At 63.9% G+C, this 22998-nt stretch carries 21 protein-coding genes; 16 read left to right on the top strand and 5 right to left on the bottom strand.

Annotated elements, in window-relative coordinates:
- Positions 1–9: 9 nt before the first annotated feature.
- Complete coding sequence (locus MRBLMA1_RS21535) at positions 10–492, bottom strand: hypothetical protein (RefSeq protein WP_363739769.1); 483 nt, start codon at positions 490–492, stop codon at positions 10–12.
- An 85-nt stretch (positions 493–577) separates the two neighbouring features.
- On the opposite strand from MRBLMA1_RS21535, the gene gyrB reads away from it, so the two are divergent.
- Genes gyrB through MRBLMA1_RS21520 form a run of 3 tightly spaced genes read left to right on the top strand, consistent with a single transcriptional unit; the run spans position 578 to position 4170 of the window.
- Complete coding sequence (gyrB, locus tag MRBLMA1_RS21530; RefSeq protein WP_363739767.1) at positions 578–3085, top strand: DNA topoisomerase (ATP-hydrolyzing) subunit B; 2508 nt, start codon at positions 578–580, stop codon at positions 3083–3085.
- Positions 3086–3089: 4 nt separating this feature from the next.
- Positions 3090–3644 carry a DNA-3-methyladenine glycosylase I gene (locus MRBLMA1_RS21525; protein ID WP_363739765.1) on the top strand — a complete coding sequence of 185 codons (555 nt, stop codon included), beginning with the start codon at positions 3090–3092 and terminating at the stop codon, positions 3642–3644.
- A 19-nt stretch (positions 3645–3663) separates the two neighbouring features.
- Positions 3664–4170 carry a membrane-like protein gene (locus MRBLMA1_RS21520; RefSeq protein ID WP_363739804.1) on the top strand — a complete coding sequence of 169 codons (507 nt, stop codon included), beginning with the start codon at positions 3664–3666 and terminating at the stop codon, positions 4168–4170.
- A 157-nt stretch (positions 4171–4327) separates the two neighbouring features.
- Here the strand turns inward: MRBLMA1_RS21520 and MRBLMA1_RS21515 are convergent, their stop codons facing one another.
- Positions 4328–5059: a hypothetical protein gene (locus MRBLMA1_RS21515; protein ID WP_363739763.1), complete on the bottom strand. Its 732-nt coding sequence runs from the start codon at positions 5057–5059 to the stop codon at positions 4328–4330.
- Between the two features lie 229 nt (positions 5060–5288).
- On the opposite strand from MRBLMA1_RS21515, the gene MRBLMA1_RS21510 reads away from it, so the two are divergent.
- From MRBLMA1_RS21510 to MRBLMA1_RS21485, 6 genes are all read left to right on the top strand, one after another.
- Positions 5289–5738 (top strand): DUF3576 domain-containing protein, encoded by a 450-nt coding sequence (locus MRBLMA1_RS21510; RefSeq protein WP_363739802.1) that lies wholly within the window; start codon positions 5289–5291, stop codon positions 5736–5738.
- A 111-nt stretch (positions 5739–5849) separates the two neighbouring features.
- Positions 5850–8366, top strand: a complete 2517-nt coding sequence (leuS, locus tag MRBLMA1_RS21505) for a leucine--tRNA ligase (protein ID WP_363739761.1) — start codon at positions 5850–5852, stop codon at positions 8364–8366.
- Between the two features lie 103 nt (positions 8367–8469).
- Entirely contained in the window at positions 8470–8964 is a 495-nt protein-coding gene (lptE, locus tag MRBLMA1_RS21500) for an LPS assembly lipoprotein LptE (RefSeq protein ID WP_363739759.1), read from the top strand.
- On the top strand, positions 8961–9998 hold the full coding sequence (holA, locus tag MRBLMA1_RS21495; RefSeq protein ID WP_133654504.1) for a DNA polymerase III subunit delta: 1038 nt from the start codon (positions 8961–8963) through the stop codon (positions 9996–9998). Before lptE ends, holA begins: the two co-directional genes overlap by 4 nt.
- A 97-nt stretch (positions 9999–10095) precedes the next feature.
- On the top strand, positions 10096–10500 hold the full coding sequence (gene msrB, locus MRBLMA1_RS21490; protein WP_133654503.1) for a peptide-methionine (R)-S-oxide reductase MsrB: 405 nt from the start codon (positions 10096–10098) through the stop codon (positions 10498–10500).
- Positions 10501–10672: 172 nt separating this feature from the next.
- Positions 10673–12766 carry a transglycosylase domain-containing protein gene (locus MRBLMA1_RS21485; protein ID WP_363739756.1) on the top strand — a complete coding sequence of 698 codons (2094 nt, stop codon included), beginning with the start codon at positions 10673–10675 and terminating at the stop codon, positions 12764–12766.
- Between the two features lie 80 nt (positions 12767–12846).
- Here the strand turns inward: MRBLMA1_RS21485 and MRBLMA1_RS21480 are convergent, their stop codons facing one another.
- Positions 12847–13863 (bottom strand): aspartyl protease family protein, encoded by a 1017-nt coding sequence (locus tag MRBLMA1_RS21480; protein ID WP_363739754.1) that lies wholly within the window; start codon positions 13861–13863, stop codon positions 12847–12849.
- 254 nt (positions 13864–14117) lie between these two features.
- Between MRBLMA1_RS21480 and rho the strand changes: the two genes are divergently transcribed.
- Positions 14118–15374 carry a transcription termination factor Rho gene (gene rho / locus MRBLMA1_RS21475; protein ID WP_133654500.1) on the top strand — a complete coding sequence of 419 codons (1257 nt, stop codon included), beginning with the start codon at positions 14118–14120 and terminating at the stop codon, positions 15372–15374.
- Positions 15375–15495: 121 nt separating this feature from the next.
- Positions 15496–16215, top strand: a complete 720-nt coding sequence (locus tag MRBLMA1_RS21470) for a YjbE family putative metal transport protein (protein ID WP_363739800.1) — start codon at positions 15496–15498, stop codon at positions 16213–16215.
- Positions 16216–16274: 59 nt separating this feature from the next.
- Here the strand turns inward: MRBLMA1_RS21470 and MRBLMA1_RS21465 are convergent, their stop codons facing one another.
- Together MRBLMA1_RS21465 and MRBLMA1_RS21460 are read right to left on the bottom strand one after the other, a co-directional pair.
- Complete coding sequence (locus tag MRBLMA1_RS21465) at positions 16275–17243, bottom strand: quinone oxidoreductase family protein (protein ID WP_363739752.1); 969 nt, start codon at positions 17241–17243, stop codon at positions 16275–16277.
- Positions 17244–17256: 13 nt separating this feature from the next.
- Positions 17257–17955 carry a dienelactone hydrolase family protein gene (locus tag MRBLMA1_RS21460; protein ID WP_363739750.1) on the bottom strand — a complete coding sequence of 233 codons (699 nt, stop codon included), beginning with the start codon at positions 17953–17955 and terminating at the stop codon, positions 17257–17259.
- Positions 17956–18104: 149 nt separating this feature from the next.
- Between MRBLMA1_RS21460 and MRBLMA1_RS21455 the strand changes: the two genes are divergently transcribed.
- From MRBLMA1_RS21455 to MRBLMA1_RS21435, 5 genes are read left to right on the top strand one after another with little or no spacing between them, the layout of a single operon-like run.
- A complete protein-coding gene (locus MRBLMA1_RS21455) occupies positions 18105–18365 on the top strand; it encodes a DUF6489 family protein (protein WP_133654498.1) in 261 nt (86 codons plus the stop codon).
- A 19-nt stretch (positions 18366–18384) separates the two neighbouring features.
- Positions 18385–19668, top strand: a complete 1284-nt coding sequence (gene mnmE, locus MRBLMA1_RS21450; RefSeq protein WP_363739748.1) for a tRNA uridine-5-carboxymethylaminomethyl(34) synthesis GTPase MnmE — start codon at positions 18385–18387, stop codon at positions 19666–19668.
- Positions 19669–19726: 58 nt separating this feature from the next.
- A complete protein-coding gene (gene mnmG / locus MRBLMA1_RS21445) occupies positions 19727–21577 on the top strand; it encodes a tRNA uridine-5-carboxymethylaminomethyl(34) synthesis enzyme MnmG (RefSeq protein ID WP_363739746.1) in 1851 nt (616 codons plus the stop codon).
- The gene (rsmG, locus tag MRBLMA1_RS21440; RefSeq protein WP_363739744.1) at positions 21574–22212 is read left to right on the top strand and encodes a 16S rRNA (guanine(527)-N(7))-methyltransferase RsmG; all 639 of its coding nucleotides are present in this window, start codon (positions 21574–21576) and stop codon (positions 22210–22212) included. Before mnmG ends, rsmG begins: the two co-directional genes overlap by 4 nt.
- Complete coding sequence (locus MRBLMA1_RS21435) at positions 22209–22991, top strand: ParA family protein (protein WP_363739742.1); 783 nt, start codon at positions 22209–22211, stop codon at positions 22989–22991. Before rsmG ends, MRBLMA1_RS21435 begins: the two co-directional genes overlap by 4 nt.
- Positions 22992–22998: the final 7 nt, after the last annotated feature.

The raw sequence follows: 22998 nt of genomic DNA, 5'->3' as shown, positions 1-22998 counted from the left end.
CTCTCTTCCCTAGCCCGCGATCAGCCGGATCGCGGCGCTCGACACCCAGCCGCTGGGGCAGGGGCCGTCATAGGGCTGCTTGCGATCCGCCGGTTCAGCGACGCCGCAATCGATCGGCGCCGTTGCATTGTCGGCCGGGGGTTCGGGAGCCAGCACGATCCCCAGCCACTTCTGGTCGAGGCTGCGGGTGCAGATCCAGGCGCGGCTGCCCTCCGCCATCCGGGCGGTTTCCCGGGCGTCGGCAAAGGGCGCGGCACGCACCGACGCGCCCCTGGCGCCGACGCGCACCGCCTGGCCCATGGCGCCGCAGGCGTCGAGGCGCGGACCGTCCTCTCCGATGGTCACGGGGCGGACGAGATGCGATTCCAGCCGGGTATCGGGCATCTCGTCCCGCGGCGCACCCGCCAGGGAACTGTTGGGCAGTTCCTCCAGCACGTCGCTGCTCTTGGAGCAGGCGGCAAGCATCAGGGCCAGGGCTAGGATCATGCGCATAGGCGCGTGATAGACCTTGCTTCGGGCAGGCGATAGCCGCCATGTTTCGCTTTAGTTTGCTGGACCTTTTCCCTATATGCTCGGCATGAGCGAGGAAATTCAGAACAGCCCCAACAACAACGCCTATGGCGCCGACAGCATCAAGGTCCTGAAAGGTCTGGACGCCGTTCGCAAACGCCCGGGCATGTATATCGGCGACACCGACGACGGCTCGGGCCTGCACCACATGGTGTTCGAGGTCAGCGACAATGCGATAGACGAGGCGCTGGCCGGCCATTGCGACCGCATCCTCATCACGCTCAATCCCGACGGTTCAGTCAGCGTCGAGGATAATGGCCGCGGCATCCCCACCGACATCCACAAGGAAGAGGGCGTGTCGGCGGCAGAGGTGATCATGACCCAGCTCCACGCCGGCGGGAAGTTCGAGAATACCTCGGACGACAATGCCTACAAGGTGTCGGGCGGCCTGCATGGCGTCGGCGTTTCCGTGGTGAACGCGCTCAGCGAATATCTTGACCTCCATATCTGGCGGGACGGCAAGGAGCATTATATGCGCTTTGCCTATGGCGACGCCGTCGCTCCGCTCAAGGTGATCGGCGACGCGCCAGAAGGCAAGAAGGGCACGCGCGTGACCTTCCTTCCCTCGACCGAGAAAGTGCCCGGCGACGGCGGCACCTTCAAGAACCACACCGAATTCGATTTCGAGAAGCTGGAGCATCGCTATCGCGAACTCGCCTTCCTCAATTCGGGCGTGCGGCTGTTCCTGGTCGATGCACGGCATGAGGAGAAGAAAGAGATCGAGCTGTTCTATGAGGGCGGCATCGCGGCCTTCGTAAAGTGGCTGGACCGCAACAAGCAGCCGCTGATGCCCGATCCCATCGCCATTTCGGGCAGCCGCGACGACGTCACCATCGACGTCGCGCTGGAATGGAACGACAGCTATTATGAAAATGTCCTCTGTTTCACGAACAACATTCCGCAGCGGGACGGCGGCACGCACCTTGCCGCGTTCCGCGCGGCGTTGACGCGGACGCTCAACAATTATGCGGACAAATCGGGGTTGCTGAAAAAGGAAAAGGTCTCGCTGACCGGCGAAGACATGCGGGAGGGGCTTACCGCCATCGTGTCGGTGAAGCTGCCGGACCCCAAATTCTCCTCGCAGACCAAGGACAAGCTGGTTTCGTCCGAAGTGCGCCAGCCGCTGGAAAGCCTGATGGCGGACAAGATGGCGGAGTGGCTGGAAGAAAACCCGCAGCATGGCCGCCTGATCGTGCAGAAGGTGATCGACGCCGCCGCCGCGCGCGAAGCCGCGAAGAAGGCGCGTGAACTCACCCGGCGCAAGGGCGTGATGGACATCGCGTCCCTGCCCGGCAAGCTGGCCGACTGTCAGGAACGCGACCCCGCCAAGTCCGAACTGTTCCTGGTGGAGGGTGACTCGGCCGGCGGTTCGGCAAAGCAGGGACGAAACCGCCATAATCAGGCGATCCTGCCGCTGAAGGGCAAGATCCTGAACGTCGAGCGCGCCCGTTTCGACCGGATGCTGTCGTCCAAGGAGGTGGGCACGCTGATCCAGGCGATGGGCACGGGCATCCGCGATGATTTCAACCTGGAAAAGCTGCGCTACCACAAGATCGTCATCATGACCGACGCCGACGTCGATGGCGCGCACATCCGCACGCTGCTGCTGACCTTCTTCTACCGCCAGATGCCGCAGATCATCGAGGCGGGCCATCTCTACATCGCCCAGCCGCCGCTATACAAGGCGACGCGGGGCCGGTCGGAGGTCTACCTCAAGAACGAAGCCGCGCTGGAACAATATCTGGTCGACAATGGCGTTGAATCCATGGCGCTGGAAACGACCGGCGGCATGCGCTCGGGCGAAGACCTGCGCCACCTGATCGAACATGGCCGGCGGATGCGGGCGGTTATGCGTTATGTCCCGCGGCGCTACAATCCCGCAATCATCGAGGCGCTGGCGATCAACGCCGCGCTTGATCCGGAACTCAGCCAGGAGGCGCAGGCCGATCGCCTGGCTAACACCGTCCGCTGGATGGACGCGCAGGACGATGAAGGCAGGTGGAGCGGCCGGATCGCGGAGGAGGGCGGCTTTCATTTCGAGCGCCTGTGGCGCGGCGTCACCGACCACCATATGATCGAGGCAGGCTTCATCGGTTCGGCCGAAGCGCGCAAGCTGCACGCCATCGCGACCGAGGAAGCGGACAGCTATCGCACCGCCAGCCGGCTGGTCACGGCCAAGGCGGCAGCCGCCGCCGAGGAGGCTGGAGAGGACGAACTGCCGGTCGCGACCAAGGGTTCGACTGCGGTCACCCGGCCCAGCGAATTGCTGGAGGCAATCCTCGCCGCCGGGCGCAAGGGACTGGCGATCCAGCGATATAAGGGCCTGGGCGAAATGAATGCGGAACAGCTTTGGGAAACCACGCTGGACCCCGATAATCGCTCCATGCTGCGGGTGGAGGTCGAGCAGGCCGACGTGGCCGACGAAATCTTCACCAGGCTGATGGGTGATGTGGTGGAACCGCGGCGCGAGTTCATCCAGGACAATGCGCTGAACGTCGCCAATCTGGACGTCTGATCCGATGGAGCAGGTCCGTTGCGGTTGGGCCGGGACGGACCCGCTCTATTGCGCCTATCATGACAGCGAATGGGGCGTTCCGGAACGCGATCCGCGGATGCTCTGGGAAACGCTCATGCTGGAGGGCTTCCAGGCGGGGCTGAGCTGGATCACCATATTGCGCAAGCGGGAAAGTTTTCGCGTTGCCTTTGCAGGCTTCGACCCAGACAGGGTCGCGGCATTCGGCGAGGATGATGTCGATCGGCTGATGGCCGACCCCGGCATCGTCCGGGCCCGCGCGAAGATCGAGGCGACGATCATGGGCGCTCGGATCTTCTGCGCGATGCGGGATGGGGGCGAGGATTTCTCGACCTATGCCTGGGGGTTCGTCGACGGCCAGCCGATCCGGAATGATGGCTTGACCTTCCCGGCCAGGACCGATCTTTCAGAGGCGATTTCCAGGGATCTCAAGCAGCGGGGCTTCAAATTTGTGGGGCCCACCATCGTTTATGCGTGGATGCAGGCGATCGGGATGGTGAACGATCATGCGCTGGATTGCTTTCGGCGGAATGAGGTCTGAAAAAGGCATGAGGCGGTTGCTGCCATTGGCCCTGGCCGTTGCGCTGGCGGGATGTGGCAAGGATGAGATGCCCGCGGCCAATGTCGCGCAATCTCATGCCTCCACACCAATCACCATGCCTGACCCGGCGCCAAGCCAAGTTTCTGAGAATATTCCACAAAAGGTTCCACGTGGAACAGATGGAAGCGCGCCGGCCAACTCAGCGGAAGACTCTGCGGACGTCAGGCGTCCTGCGGAAAATGGCTATCGCGCTATCGGAACCGAGCCTTTCTGGGCGGTGACGGTGAAGGGCTCCACCGCCTTGCTAGAACGGCCCGACAAGGCGCCGGCCCGCTATGCGATATCGCGGAACGACGACGGGCGCGCCGTGCGGTTTATGGGCGAGGGTTTTTCGATGACCGTCACCGAAGGACCATGCAGCGATGGCATGAGCGATGCGGTCTGGTCCGACCGCGTAGCGCTCGCTTTCGGCGAAGGGACGCTGAATGGCTGTGGTGGCACACGCTATGATCAGGGTGAACCCTGAAGGCGCATCTTTGCCGATCGGCATGGGGAGCCCCGCCTGTCCTGCCCGAATGGAAGGGCGAGGTGCCAGAGGCCGGAACATAGTTCGGCTTAACCGGAATGAACAGCGGACACGGCAAAAGTCAGGGAAGGCAGGATACTGCCCATCCTGATCTTTTTTAGAATTTGAAGATTGTGCCCAGATAAACGGCCTGCGCGTCCTGCCGATCATCGGTCATGGGCGTCAGCCGTCCGGCGAAGCTGTTATTATAGCGCACGCCCGCCGTGACGTTCAGGTTGCGCGTCAGCGAATAGGAACTCGCCAGGTCCAGCGAATAATCCTTGTCCGCACTGGGGTTGCGGATCGTCGCGGCGGGTTCGCGGCGGCTCTCGATCAGCACCTTCGTGCTGAAACGATCCTTGCGCTCCTGATCCAGCGAGAAATTCCTGGCGCCTGCCATCGGCTCGACGGCGACCGGGTCCAGCTCCTTGCGACCGACGGTTTCGGGCAGGGCGAACTTGCGCCAGTTATGCGCGCTGTTGAGGCTGAAGGCGACTGGCGCGATATTCACCGCATCGATCGTCCGGCTAACCGCGACACGATCGTTCAGGTCGGCGGCACGGACCATGACGGTCACCGAACGCTGCCCGCTCAGCGATCCGCTGGTGGGTGTAAAGCGGAAATTCTGGCGACTCGCGGACGCGGCGATCTTCGCATAAGCGGCCGCCAGGCGCGAATCCTTGGTCGTCGGCGTGAAGGAGGAAATACTGCCCAATGCGCCCAGCGAAACCGGGATTTCGGCCCGCATCCGCACCAGGTCGGTCGCGGCGCCGATCGCAGGAGACAGCATGAAGCCGGCCACGGCAACTGCCGAGCCTGCCAACGCCATATGTCCCCTTTTCAGGCCCATGATCCGAATCTCTTCCCCGCCGACTAGTTTTCTATCGTCCTTCATATAAGGAAGGCGCTGTAATTGGTAGAGCGCTACCCGTTTTTTGTCCGAGCTGTTGCACGGAACACACAGGACTCATTCCGGTTGCGCGGCGGGCCGTTGCCGCCATGTCCCGGAGTCCCCCTTGCCCATTGCCGCCGGTCCTCTATAGAAGCGAGGCATTTACTCGTTTGATGGGACAATAATGATGGTCCGCCGCTTTTCTTCGCGCCTTTCCTCCGGTCTGCTGCTGGCCGCACTCCTGCCGCTCGCCGCGTGCGGAGGCGGCGCCAAGGACCGCCCCAAGGCGGATCTCGCCGCATCGAAGGTGACGACCATCGGCGTCAACGCCTATCTGTGGCGCGCGAGCCTCGACACCCTGTCCTTCATGCCGATGGTGCAGACGGATTCGAACGGCGGCGTGATCGTCACCGACTGGTACGCCAATCCCAACAGCCCCAATGAACGGATGAAGCTGACCGTCTCGATCCTCGACCAGGATCTGCGCGCCGACGCGCTGCGCATCGCCGCCAGCCGTCAGGTCAGCCAGGGCGGCCAATGGGTCGACGCGCCAGTGCAGGCGGCGACGGTGCAGAAGCTGGAAGAGATCATCCTGACCAAGGCGCGCGACCTGCGCCGCATGGCGATCGCGGGCTGACCGCAACTTATATTCCATTCGGGCCGAGCCTGTCCAAGCCCTGTGCGTTTCTTCGGAATTACGGCCCTTCGACAGGCTCGGGGCGAACGGCAGTTGAGTTAAGGATCATCCATGCAAAGGCGCTTCAACCCGCTTGAGGCCGATGCCCGCTGGCAGGCCGTCTGGGACGAGAAGCAGACGTTCAGGGCGTCCGACAGCAGCGACAAGCCGCGTTCCTATGTGCTGGAGATGTTCCCCTATCCCTCCGGGCGCATCCATATCGGCCATGTCCGCAATTATTCGATGGGCGACGTGCTGGCGCGTTTCCGCCGGATGACCGGGCATGAGGTGCTCCACCCGATGGGCTGGGACGCCTTTGGCATGCCGGCTGAAAACGCCGCGATGGAGAAGAAGGTGCATCCGGGCGCCTGGACCCGCTCCAACATCGCGACGATGCGCGCGCAGCTCAAGAAGCTGGGCTTCGCGCTGGACTGGAGCCGGGAACTGGCGACATGCGAGCCGGATTATTACGGCCAGGAACAGGCGCTGTTCCTCGACATGCTCGAAGCCGGCCTGGTCTATCGCAAGGAATCCGCCGTCAACTGGGATCCGGTCGACATGACCGTGCTGGCGAACGAGCAGGTTATCGACGGCAAGGGCTGGCGGTCCGGCGCCCCGGTCGAAAAGCGCAAGCTGTCCCAATGGTTCCTCAAGATCACACAGTTCGCGGATGATCTGCTGGCCGGCCTCAAGACGCTCGACCAGTGGCCCGACAAGGTGAAGCTGATGCAGGAAAACTGGATCGGCAAGTCGGTGGGATTGCAGTTCCGCTTCAAGCTGGATGCGCCGGTGGGCGGAATCGGGGAGCTGGAGGTTTTCTCGACCCGGCCTGACACGATCTTCGGCGCCAGCTTTGCGGCCGTCGCAGCGGATCACCCGATCGCATTGGCGCTGGCGGAAAAGGATGCGGCGCTCGCCGCCTTCGCGGAGGAATGCCGCCAGACCGGCACGGCCGCTGCCGAGATCGAAACCCAGGAGAAGAAGGGATACGACACCGGCCTTTCGGTGATCCACCCCTTCACCGGGCACAAGCTGCCGCTGTTCGTGGCGAATTTCGTGCTGATGGACTATGGCACCGGCGCCGTCATGGCGGTTCCGGCCCATGACCAGCGCGATCTCGACTTCGCGCGCAAATATATGCTGCCGGTCGAGCGCGTCGTCGCGGCCGAGGGCGATGAGCAGAAGGGCATTGGCGAGGAGGCCTATGTCGGCCCCGGCAGACTGGTGAATTCAGGCTTCCTCAACGGCCTGGGCGTCGAGGAAGCGAAGGCGGAAGTGATCCGCCGCGCCGAAGAAGGCGGCTGGGGCACCGGCACCACCGTCTTCCGGCTAAGGGACTGGGGCGTTTCGCGCCAGCGCTATTGGGGCACGCCGATCCCGGTCATCCATTGCGAGGATTGCGGTCCCGTGGGCGTGCCCAAGGACCAGCTTCCCGTGGTGCTGCCCGAAGATGTCGGCTTCGACGTTCCGGGCAATCCGCTGGACCGGCATCCGACCTGGAAGCATGTCGATTGCCCCCGATGCGGCAAGGCGGCGCAGCGCGAGACCGACACGCTGGACACCTTCGCGGATTCAAGCTGGTATTTCATCCGCTTCGCCAGCCAGCCGCAGGACAGGCCGTTCGACCGGGAAACCGTGGAGAAGTGGCTCCCCGTCGGCCAATATATCGGCGGCGTGGAACATGCGATCCTGCACCTGCTCTATGCGCGCTTCTGGACCCGCGCGCTCCAGCATATGGGGCAGTTGGGCTTTGCCGAACCCTTCACCGGCCTCTTCACCCAGGGCATGGTGACGCATGAGACCTACAAGTCGCCCGACGGCGCCTGGCTCGCCCCGCAGGATGTGGAGCGGCAGGGCGACAAGGTCGTGATGATCGACGGCGGCGCCTCCGTTACGGTCGGCCGTGTCGAGAAAATGTCCAAGTCGAAGAAGAATGTCGTCGATCCCGATGACATCATCGCCCAATATGGCGCCGACGCGGTCCGCTGGTTCATGCTGTCCGACAGCCCGCCGGAGCGCGACCTGCCCTGGACCGAAGCCGGCATCGAAGGCTCCTGGCGCTTCGTCAACCGCCTGTGGCGCCTGTTCGGGGAGGCCGACAAGGTCGCCGACGGAGCGGACAAGGCGCTGGACCGCAAGCTGCACCAGACCATCGACGGCGTGGCGAAGGATATCGAGGCACTGTCCTTCAACAAGGCGGTGGCGAAAATCTACGAACTCACCAATGCGGTCGAAAAGGCGAAGCCATCGGCCAGCCGCAGCGCGGCGATCCGGGCGCTGGCCCTGCTGGTCGCGCCGATGACGCCGCATCTCGCCGAGGAGGCGTGGGCGGACATGGGCGAGGAGGGACTGATCGCGGAAGCCGGCTGGCCCGCCGTCGATCCCGCGCTGCTGGTGGAGGATGAGGTCACCATCGCCTGTCAGGTCATGGGCAAGCTGCGCGACACCATCACCGTGCCCAAGGGCACGGCGAAGGAGGAACTGGAGCGCCTCGCCCTGGCCGCGCCCAATGTGGTGAGGACTCTGGACGGTGCTACGCCGAAGAAGGTCATTGTGGTGCCGGACCGTCTGGTGAATCTGGTCGTCTGAACTCCAGGCATCGGTTCGGGCCCCGCCTGTCGAAGCCCTGCGCTTCTCCCTGGGAGAGCACAGCCCTTCGACAAGCCCGGGGCCAACGGGTATAGGATTGCGCATGAAGCCTTTATTGCCGCTGCTCTTGCTTGCCTCCCTCTCCGCCTGCGGGTTGCGTCCCGTCTATGGCGGGGGCAGCCATGGCGCGGTTGCGCAGGCGCTGGGCCATGTCGAGGTGCAGCCGATCCAGGGCAAGGGTGGCTGGCTGGTGCGCAACGCGCTGAACGACCGGCTGGCGGCGATGACCGGCACCGGACCCAGCTACAAGCTGGTGGTGAAGCTGGACGATGACATCAGTGGCTTCGGCCTGCGTTCCGACGCCGCCGTCACGCGCGAGCGACGGACCCTGCGCGCGCGCTACCAGCTTATCGACGGCGCCACCGGCGCGCAGGTTCTGGACGATACCGCCGGATCGGACGTCGGCATTGACGTCGTCTCCAGCGAATATGCGACGATCGCGGCGGAAGACACGGCGCTCGAGCGGCTTTCCCAGACCATCGCGGACCAGATCATTGCCCGGCTCGCCCGTTTCGCAACGCGGGACAGGTCGCGTTGAAGGCCAATCGGGGCCAGATCGAAAAGGCGCTCGACGCAGCAGGCCAGGGGTCGGCCGCCGACTGCCGCTTCTTCCTGCTCTATGGCCCCGACGAAGCGGGCAGCACGGCACTCGCCAGGCGGCTGGAGCGCTCCATGGGGCCGGACGCCGAGCGGATCGACCTGGACGGGCAGACGCTGCGCGACGATCCGGCGCGGCTGGCGGATGAAGCGGCGTCCTTCTCCATGTTCGGGGACAAGCGCTGGATCCGCATCACGGGCATGGGGGAGGAATCGCTGCCCGCCCTCAACGCCCTGCTGGAGGCGGAGGCGGCCGGCAATCCCGTCATTGCCATAGCAGGCGCGCTCAAGGGCACCTCGAAGCTGCTCAAGCTCGTGCTGGACCACAAGCAGACCATGGCCTTCATCTCCTACCAACCCGACGCGCGGGAGGCGGAGCAGATCGCCATCGCCATCGCGCGGGAAGGGGGGCTGCGCCTTTCGTCCGAACTGGGTCGCCGCATCGCGGACCTGGCCAATGGCGACCGCGCATTGATGGCGGGCGAGGTGGAGAAGCTGATCCTCTATCTCGATGCCGCCCCGGATCGCCCGCGCGAGGCGACGGAGGAGGCGCTGAACGCGCTTTCCGCCGATAATCCCGACAGCGACGCCGGACCGCTGGTGAACGCGGTCCTGGGCGGCGACCTGCGCGGCATGCATCGCGAACTGGGGCGCCTGGCGGAGGCGGGGACGGCGATGGCGGCCGTGCTCCGCCCGCTGCTGACCCGCGCCATGCTGCTTGCCAATATCCGCGCTGACTTCGATGACAGCGGCAGGCTGGAAGGCGCGATAGAGGCGGCGGGCAAGGCGGTGTTCTGGAAGGAAAAGGGCGTCGTCACGCGCCAGGTCCGCATATGGGACGCCGGCGGTATCGCCCGCGTCATCCAGCGCCTCGCCCAGGCCGAACGGGCGAGCCGGTCCGGCAGGGGCCTGGGCGATCTCATGGTCAGGCATGAACTGCTCGCCATCGCCCGCCAGGCGGCGCGGGACCGGTAGGATCTGTCATGTCCCCAGGAAGCCGGGAACATGATGGCGATGCGCGGAGCCTTCCTAAGCGCTTGATCGGACGGCCACCGACCGCCATATTGCCGGCATGGACAAGCTCAACCTGACCGACGCCGAATGGCGCGAGCGCCTTTCCCCCGAACAATATCATATCCTGCGGGAGGGCGGCACGGAACGGGCCTTCACCGGCAAATATAACGGCAACAAGGCCGATGGCCGCTATTTCTGCGCCGGCTGCGGCACAGAATTGTTCGATGCCGAGGAAAAATATGACAGCGGATCGGGCTGGCCCAGCTTCACCGCCCCCGTCGATATCGACGCGGTGGACGAAATCCGCGACAACAGCCATGGCATGATCCGCACCGAGGTCCGCTGCGCAAAATGCGGCGGGCATCTGGGCCATGTCTTTCCCGACGGGCCGGGCGTCAACGGCCTGCGCTATTGCATGAACAGCGCGTCGCTGGATTTCCAGCCGCGTGACGACGCCGAATAACGGTTCATCGCCGGTACAGCGGACTTTCTCTTGAAACCCTGGGGCGATTCTGGTCGATGGCATCACTGGCGGCCGGCAAATCGCGGAAAACACAAAGACGCTGGAGATTTTGCGCGGCCTGCACGGCTTTTCCACTGGCCGCCTTTCCGTTTAGCGCATATCCGGGCGAACCATGGCACGATCAGGCAAGAGCAGCGAACCGCGGGGCAGAGTGAAGACATGGCTGGTGCGGGGTCTGAAGATCGGCCTTGTCGGCGGCCTCAGCGCGCTTGTCGCGATCGTGGTGGCGGTGGTGATCGCCTATCAGTCGCTGCCCGACTATGAATCGCTGAAATCCTCGCCCAATGGCCAGATGATCCGCGTCCACGCCGCCGACGGCAGCGTCATCGTCTCCCTGGGGCCCAGCTTCGGCCGCTGGCTGAGCTACGATCAGATCCCGACGGTGATGGTCGATGCCATGGTCTCGACCGAGGACAAGCGCTTTTATCTTCATCCCGGCGTCGATCCCATCGGCATGGCCCGCGCCGCCTGGGTGGCGCTGGAACGTCGCGGCAGCGGGCGGCGCTGGCAGGGCGCGTCCACCATCACCCAGCAGGTGACGCGCAACATCTTCCTCAACAACAGCTACAGCTGGGGCCGCAAGGTCCGGGAGATGGTGCTGGCCCTCGCGCTGGAGCGCAAATTCTCCAAGCGGCAGATCCTCGAGCTTTACCTCAACAAGGTCTATTTCGGCGGCGGCGCCTATGGCATCGACGCTGCCAGCCGGAAATTCTTCGGCCATCCCGCCACCAGCCTCGACCTTCCCGAAGCCGCGATCGTCGCCGGTCTGGTGAAGGCACCCTCCAGCTATTCCCCGACCGCCGACGCCGACGCCGCCAGGGGCCGGGCGGGCGTGGTGCTGGAACTGATGGAGGAAAACGGCAAGATCAGCGCAGCGGAGCGCGCCAATGCCGGCCTGGAAGCCGTCAAGATGGCCCCAGAACCGCCGCAGAACAGCGTTCGCTACTTCACCGACTGGGCGCTGCCTCAGCTCGACACGCTGATCGACGAACCCAATGAGCCGCTGGAGGTCTATACCACCATCGACCTCGGCATGCAGAAGGCCGCGACCGCTGCGATCCAGGCCAATGTGCCTACGGGAACGCAGGGCGCCCTGGTCTCGCTGGACCGCGATGGCGCGGTACGGGCGATGGTCGGCGGACTGGACTATGTGAGTTCCAACTACAACCGCGCCACCACCGCGACGCGCCAGCCGGGGTCGGCGTGGAAGATCTTCGTCTACATGGCCGCGCTGGAGGCGGGCTATACGCCCGATACCGGTATCACCGACAGTCCAGTCGACATCAACGGGTGGAAACCGCGCAACAGCAACGGCCGCTTCTCCGGCGACATCGATATCCGCACCGCCTTCGCCTATTCGGTCAACACCGTGGCGGCGAAGCTGGGCGTGGAGGTGGGCTTCCCCACCGTGGCGGACATGGCGCGGCGCTTTGGCATCACCACGCCGATCAACACCCATCCCTCCATGGTGCTAGGCACGTCGGACGTGCGCCTGATCGACATGACTCGCGCCTTCGCCTCGATCGCGCGCAAGGGCGTGGCCGTGACTCCCTATGGCATCACCCGGGTGACGACCTCCGAAGGCCGCGTCCTCTACGAGCATCAGGATGACACCAGCCGGGTACTGGTCGCGCCCTGGGTCGCGGCGGGCATGACCGACCTGATGCAGACCGCCGTCAGCACCGGCACCGGCAGGGCGGCGCAGATCGGCCGCCCCGTCGCCGGCAAGACCGGCACCACCAGCAGCAACAAGGACGGGTGGTTCCTGGGCTTTTCCAGCGGCATCACCACCGGGGTCTGGATGGGCCGCGACGACGCGCACGCCGTCGGCGTTCTCCAGGGCGGCCGGGCACCCGCGCGTGCCTTTGCCGACTATATGAAGGTCGCCGTCGCGAAACGCCCGGTCGAACAGTTCGAAACCCAGGTGACTTTGCCCGAATGGCAGCTCGAACCGGATAACGAGGCCTATTATGGCCAACCCGACGGCGGGACCGAAGGCGGCATGATGGTCGATGAAAACGGATTGCCGATCGAGCGGGGACAACAGCCGCCCCAGGATGAGGCCCAGCCTGAAGACGGCCAGCAGGCCGCGCCCAATTCCGCCGACCGCCCGCAGCCGCCCCGTTTGGACCAGCAGTGGATCGACAATGTGCTGGGCCGCAACCGGCAGCAGCAGCAGCAGCAACAACGCCAGAATGCGCCCTGATTGCGGCGCGGCATGCGTCTGCAAGGCCAAGGTTGCGCTACCGTAAAAAGCACCCCTGGGCGGTTTTCGGGGAAATCGCTCTAGCCTGCGGCCCTCTGCGCCGTCGCAAAGCGTTTCTGGTCGAGCAGCCCCGTGTCCGGCAGCAGGAAGTCGACCTTCCCCCGCCCGAAATCGATCGCGACCCGGTCGAACAACTTCAGCGCGTCGATGCCGAGCAGCAGCGCAGGCTTGTCCTGAAGCTCCAGTTCCGCGAAGGGCTGGGCATCGGCGAACATCACCGGCATCGCCCTGAGCATGACTTGCCCCATCCGCACCCGTTCGATCAGTCCCGCCTGGCCGAACAACGTCTCCCCGGTCACGCTGGTCAACGACACCAGCTTCAGCGGAGGCGCCTTCTTCTTGCGCAGCAGCCTGTTCATCAGCGCCATGTTGCCGACGCTGATCGATGTGCCGGTGTCGAGGATGATGCTGACCTTCATTCCGTTCACGTCGGAATCGAGCAGGATCAACTGCCCCTTTCGCCGCCGCGCCTCGACCACGATGACGTTGGGATCGCGCAAGCTCCGCTGGCTGCTGCTGATTTCCATCCGTCCTGTGCGAAAATTCATCAGCAGCCGCTTGGCATGGAGGCCGTCCAGACCCAGAAGGCCGGCAGCGCCGATATGCTCCCCCTCCAGCACGGGCGCCTCGATATCGTCCACTACGGTCTTGCCGAAGACCAGGCGCGGAACCGAAACGGTGTCCACCTCGGCCCGGCCGGTCATGCTGATCACCGTCACCCGCTCCCGCAGGGGCAGGGCGAGCCGTTCGGCCAAAGCGCGGGAAATGACCGTGCGTTGCGATCCGGTATCGACGACGAAGTTCCACGGACCCCTGCCGTCGATCTGGATGGGGATGGTGATGCGCGCGTCGTCGCTCGCAACGGTGCGGATCACGGCCGGCGGATCATCCGGGTCCAGAGCAGGACGGTCCTGCGCAACGGGGGCAGGACTGATGGCAGGAGGATTGACAGGAGGAGGACTCATGGGGGCAGGGCTGGCAAGCGCAGGACTGGCGATCACCATCGCCATGCCCAGAGCGGCGCGCCAGCGTCCCATCTCCCGTTCCTCCTTATTTTATCCCTGTATAGCATGGCCGCGCCGGTTCCGCCCATCCCATTTCATTGGCGGCAGGGCGCATATTCCCAATTTACCGCTCGCCCATGGCTCAGCCACCTTGACTTGGGCCATGTCGGATCGCTAAACGCCAAACATTCTATCCCGCCCGTCCGGCGCGGGTTCTCCCGAGTCATGAGCCGGGTCAGCCTTCCCCAATACTTCCTCTGTTTCTCATTCCATCGGACTTCACGCGAATGCACCTCAAGGATCTCAAGAAAAAAGCGCCCGCCGAACTCGTGACCATGGCGGAGGAGCTGGGCGTCGAAGGCGCGTCGACCCTGCGCAAGCAGGACCTGATGTTCGCCATCCTCAAGGTCGAGGCCGATAATGGCGAACAGATCATGGGCGAGGGCACGATCGAGGTGCTGCCCGATGGCTTCGGCTTCCTGCGCAGCCCGGAGGCGAATTTCCTGGCCGGCCCGGACGACATCTATGTCTCGCCCAACCAGGTCCGCAAATTCGGCCTGCGCACCGGCGACACGGTCGAGGGCGAAATCCGCGCGCCCAAGGATGGCGAGCGTTATTTCGCGCTGACCAAGCTCATCTCGGTCAATTTCGACGATCCCGAAGTCGTCCGCCATCGCGTCAATTTCGACAATCTGACGCCGCTCTATCCGACCCAGAAGCTGGTTCTGGACACGCTCGACCCGACGATCAAGGACAAGTCGGCCCGGGTCATCGACATCGTTTCGCCGCAGGGCAAGGGCCAGCGCGCCCTGATCGTGGCGCCGCCGCGCACCGGCAAGACCGTCCTGCTCCAGAACATCGCCAAGGCGATCACCGACAACCATCCCGAAGTCTTCCTGATCGTCCTCCTGATCGACGAGCGTCCGGAAGAAGTCACCGACATGCAGCGCAGCGTGAAGGGGGAGGTCGTTTCCTCGACCTTCGACGAACCGGCACAGCGCCATGTCCAGGTCGCCGAAATGGTGATCGAGAAGGCCAAGCGTCTCGTGGAACACAAGAAGGACGTGGTGATTCTGCTCGACTCGATCACGCGTCTGGGCCGCGCCTACAACACCGTCGTGCCCTCGTCGGGCAAGGTGCTGACCGGCGGCGTGGATGCCAATGCGCTCCAGCGCCCCAAGCGCTTCTTCGGCGCCGCGCGCAATATCGAGGAGGGCGGCTCGCTCTCCATCATCGCCACCGCGCTGATCGACACCGGCAGCCGCATGGACGAAGTCATCTTCGAAGAGTTCAAGGGCACCGGCAACTCGGAAATCGTGCTGGACCGCAAGGTGGCGGACAAGCGCATCTTCCCGGCGCTCGACGTCGGCAAGTCGGGCACCCGCAAGGAAGAGTTGCTGGTCGACAAGGCCAAGCTCAGCAAAATGTGGGTGCTGCGCCGTATCCTGATGCAGATGGGCACCGTCGATGCGATGGAATTCCTGCTCGACAAAATGAAGGATTCCAAGACCAACGAGGATTTCTTCGACTCGATGAACCAGTAAGGGGCGAGGCGGTTGTGTCCCTGACGGACGCAGGTCGCCTTCGCTTCAAGCGCCATGTTTTTGGGGCCGTCGGACTTCGGTCTGGCGGCTCCGCTATTTTCAGGGGAACAGTCAGGCCGTGATGATCGACCTAATCGCAACCGCCGCAGCCGCGGCTCAGGGGATCGGCTCACCCGCCGATATCTGGGCCCATATCGTCAACGACTTCAGCAATATCGGCTCGCCCGCCGCGCTGGCGGCGTTCGGACAGGTGCTGATGATCGACGTGCTGCTGGCCGGGGACAATGCGATCGTCGTCGGCGCGCTGGCGGCGGGCCTCCCTGCGGAACAGCGCAAGAAGGTCATATTGATCGGCATCATCGCCGCGCTGGTCCTGCGCATCGGCTTCGCGCTGGTGGTGACGCAGCTGATGCAGATCGTCGGCCTGATCCTGGCGGGCGGGCTGCTGCTGCTCTGGGTCGCGTTCAAGATGTGGCGGGAACTGCACCCGAAACGGGGCGGCGACACCGCCGATACGAGCGACGACGACATATCCGGCCTGCGTCCTGCCAAGAGCTTTGCGGGCGCGGCCTGGGCGGTCGCGGTCGCGGACGTTTCCATGAGCCTCGACAATGTGCTGGCCGTGGCAGGCGCGGCGCGCGACCATCCGGGCATCCTGATCATCGGGCTTGTTCTTTCCGTGGCCCTGATGGGCATCGCCGCCAATATCATCGCCAAATATATCGAGCGTTTCCGCTGGATCGCCTATCTGGGCCTCGCCGTGATCATCTATGTCGCGATCAAGATGATCTATGACGGCTTCGTGGACCATCAGGTCGGCATATTGACGCTGTTCGCATAGTGCAGGCCGATCTGACCGGATCAGATCGGCCTACAGCTTAGTCTTGCCGTGATGTCCCATCATGGGATCAGGACAGTGCTTCCCCTGGTTTGCCGCGCCTCCAGCGCGCGGTGCGCCTCTGCTGCATCGGCCAGGGCAAAACGCTGGCCGATGACGGTGTTCACCACCCCGCGCGCCATGCGGTCGAACAGTCTTTCGGCGGTTCGCGCCAACTCCTGGGGCGTAGCGACATAGTCATACAATGTAGGCCGCGTGACATAGAGCGACCCGCCCCGGCTGAGTTCCAGCAGGCTGATCGGCGGGACAGCGCCTGAAGCATTGCCATAGCTGACCATCATGCCGCGCCGCCTGAGAGAGGCGATGGACGCCGCCCAGCTATCCTTGCCCACGCCGTCATAGACAATATCGACACCGCGCCCGCCGGTAAGCTCCCGCACGACGGACGCCAGGCCTTCAAGGGGTCCGGAGAGGCTGCGATCGGCTTCCACCGTCGCCGCCTTTTCCGGCGAACCGCAATGGGCGATCACGATCACGCCCTTGTCGCGCAGCCACGGCACCAGCACGGAGCCGACGCCGCCGGCCGCCGCATGAACCAGCGCGAACTGCCCTGGCTGCAGGGGCAGGATGTCCTCCGCCAGAAAGCAGCTGGTCATGCCCTTCAGCATCATGGCCGCCGCGTCCTGCGTCGTGACAGCGTCCGGGATCCTGACCGCCTGGTCGGCCCTGACCATGCGATGCGTGGCATAGGCGCCCAGTCCCACGGCACATCCCACCTTGTCCCCGACGGCAAAGCCGACCACCCCGGGGCCGATGGCGGCGACATGCCCCGCCCCTTCGGCCCCCAGGGGAGTTGGCAGCGGCGCGGAATAGAGGCCGCTGCGATAATAGGTGTCGATGAAGTTCAACCCCACGGCATCCTGCGCGATCAGCAATTCGCCTTCCCCCGGCAATCCGGGATCGAACGCCTCCCGCGCGATCACGTCTGGCCCGCCATGGCTGCGCGCCACCATCCGCCATGCCTGCGTCATGCCGGAATCCGATTCAGAGATGAGCGGCGAAGAAATCAGCGGTTCGACCGTCGGCCAGTTCCGCCGCCGCTTCATTGCGGCGCGCCCCCATTTCGGCAGCGAAACCATGATCCAGCCCTTCATAATCATGCAGGATCACATGGCGGTTGTCCTTCAGCCCTTCGTGCATCTTCTGCTGGACCTCGGGCGGGACAAAGCCGTCGGCAGTGGGGATATGCATCAGCACCGGCTTGCCTATGGCATGCTGTTCATTCAGCAACCCGTCAATGCCGACGCCATAATAAGCGACAAAGGCGTCGCCGTCCGTACGGCAGGCCGACATGAACGCCAACCGTCCGCCCAGGCAATAGCCGACCAGACCGACCTTGGCATCCTGTCCCAGTTCCGCGCGGGCGACCTTGATCGTCGCCTCAATGTCCCGAATGCCTTGATTCTGGTCGAATTTCTGGAAAAGGCCAAAGGCCGCCTGAAGATCCTCCGGAATATCGGCGTCGAGTTCGATATGCGGCTCCTCCCGCCAAAACAGGTCGGGCGCCAAAGCGAGATAGCCAGCCGCTGCCCAGCTATCGCATTTGCGGCGAATGCCTTCATTCACGCCGAAAATCTCCTGGATCACCACGATTGCGGCTTTGGGCGTTCCTTCCGGCCGGGCAACATAGACATCGAACCGGGCGTCGCCCTCCAGCGTGGAAACGGGTGTGAATGCTGCCATGGGAAAATCCTTCCAATTCGTTCCTGGCCGCCATAATGGCGCTTGCAGGGCGAAGCGCAACCACCTCTGCCGTCAAAAAATTTGCGTTGCGCGCCCTTGTTGCGGCATGAGGCGTTGTAAAGGGCGGCCGCAGCAAAAGGTAGAAAGATATGAAGGTGAGCGTTGATGTCGACTGCACTCCTGCGGAGGCTCGGGCTTTCCTGGGGCTGCCGGATGTGACCCCCATTCACGAGAAATATGTGAAGACGATGCTGGACAGTTTCGATGGCGTAGCGAATGTCGAGCAGATGGAGACGCTGTTCAAAAGCTTTTCGCCACTTGGCGATGCCGGCATGCGCCTGTTCAAGCAGATGATGGACATTGGCCTGTCAGGAATGGCCGGTCAGAATGGCGACAAGAAGTCCGGCTGACCAATCTGCGACGGCGCCTGTGACTGACACCATCTATGCCCTGTCCAGCGGCGCTCCGCCCGCGGGCATCGGCGTCATCCGCATCAGCGGCCCTGCGGCGGGACAGGCACTGCAGAGCATCGCCGGCCAGTTGCCGCCGCCCAGAAGGGCACGCCTATCCTCCCTCCACGACCCGCGCGACGGCGCATTGCTCGACCGGGCGCTGACGCTGTGGTTTCCGGGGCCGAACACCGCTACCGGAGAAGATCTGGCCGAATTGCATTGCCACGGCGGCCGCGCCGTCATCGCGGCCGTGGAGGACGCACTGGGCTCCCTGGCAACATTGCGCCGCGCCGAAGCGGGGGAGTTCACGCGGCGGGCCTTCACCAATGGCCGCATGGACCTGAATGCCGTGGAGGGCCTCGCTGACCTCCTCGCGGCAGAGACGCAGCAGCAGCGGCGGACGGCTCTCCTGATGGCGGAAGGTCATTTTTCGCAGCATGTGGAGGGCTGGCGACAGACATTGCTGAACCTTTCCGCAATGACCGAAGCGGCGCTTGATTTTTCCGACGAAGATGATGTCCCGGAAGAGAATATCGACCTGCAAATCCGCCGCGATATCAGTAATTTGGCATCGGACGTCGAAGTCGTGCTCGCATCCCCCTCTGCGGAAAGATTGCGCGACGGCGTTCGCGTGGTTCTGGCCGGCCCACCCAATGCAGGGAAATCGACCCTGCTCAACCGCCTTGTAGGGCGCGAGGCCGCCATTGTTTCCGACGTCGCGGGAACCACGCGTGACCGGATCGAGGTGCCTGCTGCCCTGGGCGGCAGCGCCTTTCTCTTCACTGATACGGCGGGCCTGCGCGATCACACCAGCGACGCCATAGAGGCCATCGGCATGGACCGCGCGCGTGACGCGCTGGCGGCGGCCGACATCATTCTATGGCTAGGTCCGGCAGCGGATATCCCTCGGCCAGATGCGATAGTGATCGCCGCCCAATGCGATCGGACCAAGGGGGAAGATCGCCCTGGCCTTGAGCTTTCGGCTGTGACGGGGGAGGGGATGGAAGATCTGATATCCATTTTGCTGGACCGCGCCGCCGCTCTCTTGCCGGGTGAAGGCGATTACGCACTGCATCGGCGACAGCGCGACGCAGCGGCGTTGTTGCATGCGCATCTGACGCAGGCGTGCGGATCGGGTGATCTGCTGATCGTGGCGGAGGAATTGCGGCAGGCGCGCACGGCCATTGACCAGCTCACGGGGCGGGCAAGCACCGAAGACATGCTTGACCGCCTATTCGCCGGCTTCTGCATCGGAAAATAGCCATGTTCCACGTGGAACAGTTTTGACCGGAGCGCCCCAATTCTGTTAAGGGGCGCGCATGCGAACAAGCTATGACGTGATCGTGGTCGGCGGCGGCCATGCGGGCTGCGAAGCGGCAAGCGCTGCGGCGCGAAAGGGCGCGTCCGTCGCCCTGCTGACCTTTGACAAGGCCACGGTCGGCGCCATGTCCTGCAACCCCGCCATCGGGGGCCTCGGCAAAGGCCATCTGGTGCGAGAGGTCGATGCGCTGGACGGGCTGATCGCCCGCGCTGCTGACGCCGCCGCGATCCACTATCGCATGCTCAACAGCAGCAAAGGCGCAGCAGTCCAGGGCCCGCGCATCCAGGCGGACCGCAAGCGCTATCGCGCCGAAATTCATCGATTGCTCGCCGCTCAGCCGGGACTTCATATTGTCGAGGGTGAGGCAGTCGGACTGCTGCTGACCATGGGCGCGATTGCGGGCCTCAGCCTCGCCGATGGAAGCGCGCTTCATGCCCCCACAGTCGTGCTCGCGACCGGCACATTTCTGGGCGGCAAATTATTCCGTGGTGAAGAGGCGCTGACCGGCGGCCGCACGGGGGAGAGGGCGGCAACGGCCTTGGGAGTTCAGCTTCGCGCCCTGGACCTGCCAATCGGAAGGCTGAAGACAGGCACGCCGCCACGGCTGGATGGCCGGACCATCGATTGGGCCCGGCTGGAAGCGCAGCCATCGGATGGCGAAGGTTGGACCATGTCGGCCCTGTCGGCATCCCGCACATTGCCGCAACTCAGTTGCGCGATCACGCGCACCAATGACCGGACGCACGCGATCATCCGGGACGGTCTGGGTCGCTCGCCCCTGTTCAGCGGAGCGATCGAGGGGCGGGGTCCACGCTATTGCCCCTCCATCGAGGATAAGGTGACCCGCTTCGGCGATCGGGACGGGCATCAGATATTCCTTGAGCCGGAAGGACTCGACGATCATCTCGTCTATCCCAACGGCATCAGCACTTCGTTGCCCGCCGATGTGCAGCTGGAAATGGTAAGATCCATGATCGGATTGGAAAGGGCCGAGATCGTGGTGCCGGGCTATGCCGTGGAATATGACCATATTGATCCGCGCGCGCTGGACGCAACCTTGGAAGTTCGCGCCATTTCAGGTCTCTTCTGCGCGGGGCAGATCAACGGCACGACCGGATATGAGGAAGCAGCGGCGCAAGGACTGATTGCCGGGATCAATGCCGCAGCCAAGGCAATGGCGGATGAACCGCTCATCCTTGATCGGGCAAGCAGTTATATCGGCGTGATGATCGACGATCTCGTCCTGCAAGGCGTCACCGAGCCCTATCGCATGCTGACCGCCCGGGCCGAATATCGCCTGCGGCTGCGCGCCGACAATGCGGGAACCCGGCTGTCGAAAATCGGGTTCCGCTATTCCGTTCTGGGGCCGGAACGCACAGCCCATTATACCCAGCGCGACCAAGATCGTGCCTCGGTGAACGAGGAACTGAGCCGTTCCTTTTCGGCAACGGAGATGGCGAAGTCCGGCGCGGCGGTGCGGCAGGATGGCGCGCGCCGGACCTTGTTCGAATGGGCGCGTTTTCCGGAAGTCGGGCGCCCTCTGCTTTTCGATCTCGCGCCCGCTCTGTCCCAAATAGCGCCTGACCTGCGCGACGAGATATTGGAGGACGCGCATTACGCGCCCTATCTCGAAAGGCAGAAGGCTGAGATAGCGGAAATGCGGCGCAATGAACGAGTGGCCATCCCGGCTGATTTTGATTTCGCCTCCATCGGCGGCTTGTCGACGGAAATGATCGAGCGGCTCAACCTTGCCCGCCCGGATACGCTGGCCGCTGCCGGGCGTATCCGCGGGATCACGCCTGCGGCCCTGGCCGCTGTTCTTGTTCATGTCAGGCGGCGCGCCGCGTGACGGAAGAGGAAGCACGGCAATGGCTGCAAGTGCGTTTCGATGTTTCACGTGAAACATGGGAGCGCTTAGAACGCTATGTGGCCATCCTCCTGGAAGAGATGGGACAGCAGAATCTGATTGCTGAATCGACCCGCCTCCAGATCTGGTCCCGCCATATAGCTGACTCAGCACAATTGATTCCGCTCGCCGGGAACTGGCAGGGTCCGTGGGTCGACCTGGGGTCGGGCGCCGGCCTGCCCGGCATTGTCGTCGCCATCCTTTCCCAGACTCCCGTCCAGATGGTGGAATCGCGGCGCAAGCGGATCGACTTCCTCAATTCGGTCATCCGGGCCCTCGATCTTCCGAATGCGAGCGTCTTGGGCGGCCGCGTGGAAGCCGTGCCGCCCATGACGGCAGCGGTCATCAGCGCCCGTGCCTATGCGCCCTTGCCCAAACTTATCGACTCGGCGGCACATCTGGCTGACGAAAAAACGATATGGGTGCTGCCAAAAGGACGAAATGCGCAGAATGAACTGGAGGCCGCGACTCGATCATGGCAAGGTGTGTTTCACGTGGAACGCAGCGTGACCGATGCCGATAGTGCCATCATCGTCGCGCAGGCGATCCGATCCGCCAGGAGGAAAGCCCGAGGATGATCTGCATTGCGATAGCCAATCAGAAGGGGGGCGTCGGGAAGACCACCACCGCCATCAATCTGGCCACCGGGCTGGCCGCTACTGGACTGCGGGTCCTGCTGGTCGACCTTGATCCTCAGGGCAATGCATCGACCGGGCTTGGCGTCAATCAGGCCGATCGTGTCCAATCCAGCTACGACCTGCTGGTCGGCAATTGCGCGCTGGAAGATGCGATTATCAGCACCCGCGTGCCGAAGCTCGACATCGTCCCTGCCACACAGGATCTTTCCGGCGCGGAAATCGAATTGATCGAATATGAGGAGCGGACGCATCGCCTGGAACGGGTGCTCACAGAAGCACAACCAGGCCGCTGGGACATCTGCCTGATCGATTGCCCGCCGTCGCTCGGCCTGCTGACCATCAACGCGATGGTCGCGGCGCAATCGCTGCTCGTCCCGTTGCAATGTGAATTCTTCGCTTTGGAGGGACTGTCCCAGCTTCTCCAGACAGTGGAACGCATTCGCGGTCGTTTCAATCCCGGCCTGTCCATCATGGGCGTTGCGCTCACCATGTATGACCGACGCAATCGCCTGACGGATCAGGTGGCCGACGATGTGCGGGCATGCCTTGGCGATCTGGTATTTTCCACGGTCATCCCGCGCAATGTCCGATTGTCGGAGGCGCCCAGCCATGGCGTACCGGCGTTGATCTACGATTTCCGCTGTTCGGGATCGGAAGCCTATATGCGTCTGGCGCGTGAATTGATCGCGCGCCTGCCCCGGCAGGAGGTTGCTGCTTGAATAACGA

Source organism: Sphingobium sp. LMA1-1-1.1 (assembly GCF_040676365.1).
GTDB lineage: Bacteria > Pseudomonadota > Alphaproteobacteria > Sphingomonadales > Sphingomonadaceae > Sphingobium.
This window is presented reverse-complemented; position numbering and strand designations above follow the sequence as displayed.